A 2,102-nucleotide genomic window follows, 5' to 3' on the forward strand; every position below is an offset into this window, starting at 1 on the left:
GCTCTGCCCCTGCCCGCGCACCCGGATCGAGGTTGCAGTGCCGGCCTGGATGACCAGCGCGCGGCCCGCACCGTGGACAAGCGAACTGGCCGTGCTCGATGCGAGGTGGTTATGCCCGGCCAGTAGCAGGTCGATGCCCGCTTCGCAGATGGCGACCAGTGCGTCCTGCTGATGATCGACCGGCACGCCCATGCCGGTGCCGGTTGGCAGGGCAAACAGCGGATGGTGGGTGACGAGGACGCGGACCGCTTTCGGGTCGGTGGCAGCGAAGCTCTCGCGGATGAAGGCGATCTGCTCGTGGCTGACGCTGCCATCCTTGAACGTCGCCGATCGCGCCGTGTTGATCCCCATGATGCTGACGCCGGGCAGCTCGTGGAACGGGCACAAACTCTCGTCGATATATTTCTTGTAGCGTCTCAGCGGCGACAGGAAGCGGCGCAGCACATCATATAGCGGCACATCGTGATTGCCGGGCACTGCCAGCACCTCATGGCCCGCCTCGCGCAACCGGTCGAGAAACGCACCGGCCTCCTCGAACTGCGATGTTCGCGCGCGCTGCGTAAAGTCGCCGCTGATGACGATCAGGTCGGGCTTCTCTTCGTCGACGCGGCGTTCGACCGCCGTGACGATCGCCGGATCATGCGCGCCGAAATGGAGGTCGGATAAGTGAAGGATGCGGGCCATGGCGAGTGAACGCGGCGGGCCGGATTCGGGTCCATCTCGCGCGGGACCGCCATCTTGCGCGGAACCACAGGTCGGTTAGGACAGGTTATGGACAGGACCGAAGCGAACAGCGGCACGCGCGACATCCCCGAACATCTGCGGTTCGACGAGGACGCGCTGGCCGCGTGGATGGCAGAGCATGTCGCGGGATTTGCCGGGCCGATCAGCGTCAGCCAGTTCGCCGGCGGCCAGTCCAACCCGACCTACAGGCTGACCACGCCGGGCGCGAATTATGTCCTGCGCCGCAAGCCGCCGGGCAAGCTGCTGAAGGGTGCCCATGCGGTCGAGCGCGAAGCGCGGGTGATGCAGGCGCTGGGTTTGGCACGCTTCCCGGTGCCGCGAGTTCATGCCCTGTGCGAGGACGAAACTGTGCTCGGCACACCGTTTTTCGTGATGGACATGGTCGATGGGCGGATTATCTGGGACGCGGCCTTCCCGGGTATGAACAACGCCGAACGCGCCGCCCATTTCGACGCGATGAATGCCACCATTGCCGCGCTGCACAGCCTTGACCCGGTCGCGATCGGGCTGGGCGATTATGGCCGCGCGGCGGGCTTCGTGGAGCGTCAGGTTGGCCGCTGGTCAAAGCAATATGAAGGCGACGTCGAAGCCGGTCGCGTCCCGGCGATGGATTGGGTAGCCGAATGGCTGAAGCAGCATCTGCCCGCCGATCGCGGCGAATCGCGCGTGTTCCATGGCGACTTCCGCTGCGACAATATGATCTTCGATCCCGCCCGGCCAGAGGTCGCGGCGGTACTCGACTGGGAATTGTCGACACTCGGCGATCCGGTCGCGGACTTTGCCTATCATCTGATGATGTACCGTATGCCCGCCAAGCTGTTCACCGGCATTGCCGGGATCGACCTGGCCGCGCTCGGCATTCCATCGGAGGCCGACTATGTCGCCGCTTACTGTGCACGAACCGGGCGCGATCATCTGCCCGACCTCGATTATCTGATGGTGTTCGTGATGTTCCGCATCGCCGCCATCGTCCACGGCATCAAGGGACGGCTGGCGCGCGGCACGGCCTCGTCGGCCCATGCCGCTGAGATGGCGGGGCGGCTGGAGCCGATGGCAGAGCTGGCTTGGGACATGGCGCAGGGAGCGCGAATTTAAATATCCAGCAGCGCGAGCAGCTTCACATCCATCGCCACCCCCGCCGCCCTGCGCTCAGCCATGAACGAGGCGACGTTCGCTCGGGCCACGCGGTGGACGGTGATCTCTTCGCTCGCGACCCCGCCGCCCTCGCCGACCTTTGCCAGCCCGTGGGCGCGGACCAGAGTAAAGCTTTCCGACAGCATTCCGGGCGAGGAGTGGAAGTCGCCGAGCAGCTCGATCCGCGCCGCACGGTAACCGGTTTCCTCTTCGAGCTCGCGCGC

3 protein-coding genes are annotated in these 2,102 nt (G+C 65.5%); 1 reads left to right on the forward strand and 2 read right to left on the reverse strand.

Going from position 1 to position 2,102, the window contains the following annotated elements:
• A partial coding sequence (locus RMN84_RS06020; protein ID WP_309611287.1) for a metallophosphoesterase occupies positions 1-684 on the reverse strand: 684 nt, incomplete at its 3' end.
• A gap of 87 nt (positions 685-771) precedes the next feature.
• On the opposite strand from RMN84_RS06020, the gene RMN84_RS06025 reads away from it, so the two are divergent.
• Positions 772-1,839 (forward strand): phosphotransferase family protein, encoded by a 1,068-nt coding sequence (locus RMN84_RS06025; RefSeq protein WP_309611288.1) that lies wholly within the window; start codon positions 772-774, stop codon positions 1,837-1,839.
• Here RMN84_RS06025 and RMN84_RS06030 read toward each other — a convergent pair.
• On the reverse strand, positions 1,836-2,102 hold a 267-nt coding region (locus tag RMN84_RS06030), incomplete at its 5' end, for an NUDIX hydrolase (RefSeq protein ID WP_309611289.1). The genes RMN84_RS06025 and RMN84_RS06030 overlap by 4 nt on opposite strands.

Source organism: Sphingomonas sp. (assembly GCF_031380695.1).
GTDB lineage: Bacteria > Pseudomonadota > Alphaproteobacteria > Sphingomonadales > Sphingomonadaceae > Sphingomicrobium.